The following is a 5735-nucleotide window of genomic DNA, read 5'->3' as shown; positions in this document are numbered from 1 at the left end:
TACTGCAGGGGGGACCCTGTGGGAGAGTAGGACGCCGCCGAACAAATTTTGATAAAGATAAGCCCCCACCCGGGTTCCGGGTGGGGGCTTATCTGCGTTCAGGGGCTAATCTCCTCTCACCAGCACGTCAGCAGGTGAGCACGGCGGAGAGGCACAGGGCGTTGCAGAATCTGACCCTTTCGTACCAGGGGGCCGGCGGTTCGGCTGCGGTGCTCCTCGGTGCCGCCTATGCCGTCCACCGGATTTCACCGGCCCGCCGGACCGTGGTGGCCGTGTTGCGGGAGGCCGGGACGCTCCTCGCGCTGTTCGCGCTCTGGCAGCTGGTCGGCCAGCTCTCGCTGATGAGCACGGACCACGCGCTGGACCGCGCGGAGTGGATCCATCACACCGAGCTCGAGCTGGGCCTGCCCGACGAGGCCTCCTGGCAGCAGGCCGTCACGCCGTACCCGATCCTGGTCAGGCTGGCCAACTACTACTACGCGAGCATGCACTTCGCCGCGATGATCGCGCTGCTGGCCTGGGTGTTCGTCCGGCATCGCGCGCGGTACGCCTGGGTGCGGACCACAGTGGTCCTGGTGACCGCGGCCTGCCTCCTCATTCAGTTCATCCCGGTCGCTCCGCCCCGCCTACTGCCGGACAGCGGCTTCGTCGACGTGGCCGCGCAGTACGGCCAGTCCGTCTACACGGAGGGCTTCGGGGGGATCCGGGCGGACGAGCTGTCGGCGATGCCGTCCGTCCACGTGGCCTGGTGCGTGCTGGTGGCGGTCGCGGTGGTCAAGGTTGCGCGGACGCCCTGGCGCTGGCTGATCCTGGTGCACCCACTGCTGACCGTCGCCGTCGTCGTGGTGACGGCCAACCACTTCTGGGCGGACGGCCTGGTCGCCGTCGCCCTGCTGCTGACGGCGTACGCCGCGCAGTACGGCTGGGCGCGTGCGCGCGGCCGGGGAGCGTCCGGTGGGCGAGGGGATGCGCACGAGCGGCAGCGCGCGAAGCAGCCCGCCGCCCGTTAGCGGGCGACGGGCGGCGGGCTGCTTCGTGATCACTTCATCGGCAGTGCCGCACGGCCCCAACCACTGTTGGTCAGGGTCGCGGTGGCCCAGTACCAGCTGATGGCCCCGGCAACGGCCGCCAGCCAGCCGGCGGCCTTGACCAGACCGCCCGAGCTGTCGAAGGTGCCGATCGCGGCGACCAGCAGGGAGAGCGTCAGCAGACCGTAGACGCCCCGGCTGAACAGCCCGGAGTGCCAGCTCGCCGCCGCCAGGGTGAGGGCCAGCAGGGTCCAGACGAGCAGGAAGAGGCCGGCCGCGTTCTTGCTGCCGCCGGATCCCATCCCGGCCGCCCAGGTCACCCAGAACGCGCCCAGTCCGGCGAAGGCCGTCCCGCCGAAGCTGTCACCGGAGCGGAACTGCCACAGGCCGGCGATGAACAGGGCGACGCCGCCCACCACGTGGGCGAGGCCCGCGGCGCTGCCCACGCTGGTGTTGCTGAGGATGCCGGTCTGGAGCAGACCGTAGGAGAGAAGGGTCAGGCCGAGTGCGAGGTATCCGAGAGGACCCGCGTCGAGTGCCGCGGATCGGGCGTCTGCCCCGGAAGCGTCATTGCTCACCGGAGGCTCCTTTCACGCTGTGTGGGGTCATGACGAGGTGAGCGCCCGGGCAGCCGTGCGGTGCCGTGGGCGCGTGGATTCGCGTGGGGGGGAGGGGTGCGGAAGCGGCGGCGGGTACGACAGCCGTCGCTGTTGCCTGTAGGCGTCCCCGCAGCTCAGCTGCCGGGACTGGGCTCGCCGGGGGTGACTTCCCGGTCAGCAGAGTTCTACCCGGCCAGGGTCGCTTGTACCCTTGTGAATCGTGGAAATTGTTCGTTTGTCAGCTGAGTGATGATCAGAACCGACCGCCTGTCGGCGATCTGTCAGCCCTGTCGCTGGAGTGGCACGCGCAGCGCGATGATCGCCATGTCGTCCGAGGGCGGCTCGGGCGCGAAGCGCTCGACGGCCCGCTGCACTCTGGCGGCGACCGCTCCGGCGGTCAGGCCGGTGCAGCCGCTGAGCACCTCGGCCAGGCCGTCCTCGCCGAGCATCCGCTGCCCCTCCCGCCGCTCGGTCACCCCGTCGGTCACGCAGAGCAGAACCTCGCCGGGCTCCAACACCACCTTCTCGGCGGTCAGTTCCAGCTCCTCCAGCACGCCCAGCAGCGGCTGTGGCGTTGCCGCCGCATCGACCTGCCCGTCCACCCGCAGGCGCAGCGGCAGCGGGTGTCCGGCGCAGACCAGACTGAGTTCGATGCAGCCGTCCGGGCGGGGCGTCAACTCGCCGTACAGCAAGGTGAGGAAGCGGCTGCGACTGCCCTCGTCGAGGATCGCCGCGTTGAGTCGACTGAGTACCTGCGGAGCGTCCAGGCCCTCGCGGGCGAGCAACCGCAGCGAGTGGCGGGCCAGTCCGGTGACCGAGGCGGCCTCCGGGCCGGTGCCGCAGACGTCGCCGATCGCGAAGCCGTAGGTACCCTCGCGGATCGAGAAGAGGTCGTAGAAGTCGCCGCCGACCTCGTTGCCCTCACCGGCCGCCTGGTAGAAGACCTCCACCTCGACGCCGGGGATCTTCGGCAGCTCGGGCGGCAGCAGACTGCGCTGCAGCGCCTGGCTGGTGGCGTTGCGCTCCGAGTACAGCCGCGAGTTGTCCAGCGCCAGCGCCGCCCGGCGGGACAGGTCCTCGGCGAGTTCCAGGATCTCCTGGCGGAACCGCACACCGGCCGAGGAGCCGAGCACCAGCAGCCCGATCACCCGGTTGCGGGCCGAGAGCGGCAGCACGTAGGTCTCGCCGATCAGCCCGATCGGGTCGGCGGGTGTCACGGCCTCGGCCGGGCCCGACCAGCCGGTGGCGCCGGGCGTGGCGACGGCCTCCGGCGCGGTGGTCCGCTTCAGCAGCGCCCGCAGGCGGTCGATCCGCTCCTCGTCCTCGTGCAGCACGAAGGCGAGGTGGGCGGTCCGGCTCTGCTCGGAGGTCGTGTACACCGCGCACCAGGCGGCCAGCGTCGGGACGGCCATCTGGGCCATCAGCGCCAGGGTCTGCTCGTGTTCCAGGGTGCCGGCCAGCAGGTCGGAGGCCTCGACCAGAAAGGAGAGCGAGCCGCGCCGCAGCCGCTCCAGCTCGGCCAGCCGGGCGTTCTCCACCGTCAGCGCGATCCGGTCGGCGGCGAACTGCAGGCGCAGCGCCTGGTCGTTGTCGTAGTGGTTCGGCCGGCTGGAGGCGACGCCCAGTGAGCCGGTGAGTCGGCCCTCCACCTTGAGCGGCACGGTGATCAGCGAACGCAGGCCGGTGCCGCTGAGCAGCGGGACGGCGCCCGGTCGGATGTCCAGATCCTCGTGGACGGCCGGCAGCCGGGCCGAGTCGTAGCGGCCGTGGAGGCCGTCGACCGGGATCTTGGCGAACCGCTGGCGGTGCGCCGGCAGCCCGGTGGAGGCGCGGACCTCGAACTCGCTCTCGTCCTCGGTGGTCAGCAGCAGGTAGGCCGCGTCGCCGTCCAGCAGGTCGCGGGTCCGCTCGACGGTGCGCTGCAACAGCGCTGCCAGGTCGTCGGCCCGCACGCCGTCGGCGAGCAGGTCCAGCGGCTCGACGGCGGTCGCGGCCGGCCCGGGCGGGCTGCTGTTCAGTGGAGCGGCGAGCACGGCCCGGTCGCGCTCGCGGACCATCAGGCAGAGCGTGGACGGCGTGCCGGTGGCGTCCAGCACCCGGACCTGGGAGCCGTAGACCTCGATCGCCCGATGGTCGGCCCGGCGGACCGCGAAGCTGCCCTCCCAGCGGGCCAGCCGCAGCGTGTCGGCGAGCCCGGCCCCCGTCGCGGCGCTCTGCGGCCAGACCACCCGCTCGGCCCAGGGCGCGCCGAGCACCTGGTCGGCCGGGTGCTGGAAGAGACCCTCGGCATCGGCGTTCCAGGAGCGGACGGCCCCCTCGCCGTCGACCTGGACCACCGCGACCAGCACCGGGCCGTCGGTGCTCGGCAGCACCTCGCCGGGCGCCTGCGGCAGGGCGTAGCGGGTACCCGGCGTGCTGCGCTGCAGCGGCAGGCGGAACCAGACGGTCTTCTGCCCGGCGGTGTACTCCACCCCCCAGCGGCTGGAGAGTGCCGAGCACATCAGCAGACCGCGCCCGCCCTCGCCCTCGGCGTCGGCGAAGTGCTCGGAGGCGGCGGCGTCGGCGGCCGATTCGGAGAAGGCCGGCAGGCCGCGCTCGGGATGGCGGTCGGTGACGCCGATCTGCACGGAATCCTCCTCGCGCAGACAACTCACCTCCGCAGCCGTCCCGGCGTGCACGACCGCGTTGGTGACCAGCTCACTGACCAGGACGACCGCGTCGTCGACGACCTCCGGCAGCCCCCAGCCCAGCAGCGCGTCGCGGACGAAGCGGCGCGCGGCGGAGGCCGACCGGCCGTCCGGGTCGAAGGTGGCGGCTGCGCGCGCGGTGACCACGGGCGACTTCTCCTCTGGTTCGGGTACGGCTGCCCGGCGCCTGGGGTTCACCGGCGCGGGAGCGGGTCCCGGTGGATTCAGGCCAGGGCGAGGTGCAGCGCTCCACCCTACTTTCCGCGAGGTTTCCCCGGGGGCAAGGGGCGCCGAAACAGGCTCCAGAGGGTGATTCTGCCCACCTTACGGCCTGCGCACCCGTGGAAAGCCTTGGTAAGCGGCCCTACACGGTCGGTCGGTGCTGTCAGACTGGGGGATCCGAGCAGTACTCCGTACCGCTGCGCAGGCGTACGGAAGCCAGTCGCGATGTGTGGGAGGGTCCAGTTGAGTTCGGCCACCAAGGACACTGCCGGGCAGAGCACCACAGGCCAGAAGGCCCCGACGGTACGCAGCGGCAGACCGGCGCCGGCACCCCGGAGCGGGGCCGGCCGTCGTCCTGCCCACAACCGGGGCGCGGAACCGGCCGAACTGCGCAAGCTGCTCGGCGCGTTGACCGCGATGCGGGACGGCAACTTCCGCCGTCGGCTCACGGTGCCCGGCGACGGGCCGATGGCCGAGATCGCGGCGATGTTCAACGAGGTGGCCGAGCGCAACCAGCACCTGACCGGCGAGCTGGCCCGGGTCCGCCGGGCGGTCGGCCGCGAGGGCCGGCTGACCGCTCGCCTGGAGAACGGCGCGGGGGAGGGCGCCTGGGCTTCGGCGGTGGACAACGGCAACGCGCTGATCGACGACCTGGCCCGGCCGATGGCCGAGGTCGGCCGGGTGCTCGCCTCGATCGCCGAGGGCGACCTCGACCAGCGGATGGAGCTGCGCTCGATCCATCCGGACGGCGCCAGCCACCCGCTGCGCGGGGAGTTCCTCAAGGTCGGCCGCACGGTCAACGGGCTCGTCGACCAACTCTCGGAGTTCACCGACGAGGTGACCCGGGTGGCCATCGAGGTGGGCACCGAGGGCAAGCTCGGCGGGCAGGCCCGGGTGCGCAGCATGTCCGGCAGCTGGAAGGACCTCGCCGACTCGGTCAACACGATGGCCGGCCGGCTGACCGCGCAGGTCCGCAACATCGCCGAGGTGACCACCGCGGTCGCCAAGGGCGACCTGTCGCACAAGGTCACCGTCGACGTGGCCGGCGAGATGCTGGAGCTGAAGAACACCGTCAACACGATGGTGGACCAGCTGAACTCCTTTGCCGCGCAGGTGACGCGGGTGGCGCGGGATGTGGGGACCGAGGGGCGCCTGGGTGGTCAGGCGCAGGTGCCGGGTGTGGCGGGGGTGTGGCGTGA

General features: G+C 72.0%; 4 protein-coding genes. 2 read left to right on the top strand and 2 right to left on the bottom strand.

Translation table 11 applies throughout. From position 1 onward, the window contains the following. Positions 1-161 precede the first annotated feature (161 nt). On the top strand, positions 162-1010 hold the full coding sequence (locus P3T37_RS36865; RefSeq protein WP_280728335.1) for a phosphatase PAP2 family protein: 849 nt from the start codon (positions 162-164) through the stop codon (positions 1008-1010). Between the two features lie 29 nt (positions 1011-1039). Here P3T37_RS36865 and P3T37_RS36860 read toward each other — a convergent pair whose 3' ends face one another. Together P3T37_RS36860 and P3T37_RS36855 are read right to left on the bottom strand one after the other, a co-directional pair. Next, positions 1040-1606, bottom strand: a complete 567-nt coding sequence (locus tag P3T37_RS36860; RefSeq protein ID WP_280728334.1) for an acetate uptake transporter — start codon at positions 1604-1606, stop codon at positions 1040-1042. A gap of 302 nt (positions 1607-1908) precedes the next feature. Then, entirely contained in the window at positions 1909-4512 is a 2604-nt protein-coding gene (locus P3T37_RS36855) for a SpoIIE family protein phosphatase (protein WP_280728333.1), read from the bottom strand. A 441-nt stretch (positions 4513-4953) separates the two neighbouring features. Here P3T37_RS36855 and P3T37_RS36850 point away from each other — a divergent pair. Further along, positions 4954-5735, top strand: a 782-nt coding sequence (locus tag P3T37_RS36850; protein WP_280728336.1) for a HAMP domain-containing protein, incomplete at its 3' end; no start/stop codon positions are given.

The organism is Kitasatospora sp. MAA4, assembly GCF_029893355.1.
Taxonomy (GTDB): domain Bacteria; phylum Actinomycetota; class Actinomycetes; order Streptomycetales; family Streptomycetaceae; genus Kitasatospora.
This window is presented reverse-complemented; position numbering and strand designations above follow the sequence as displayed.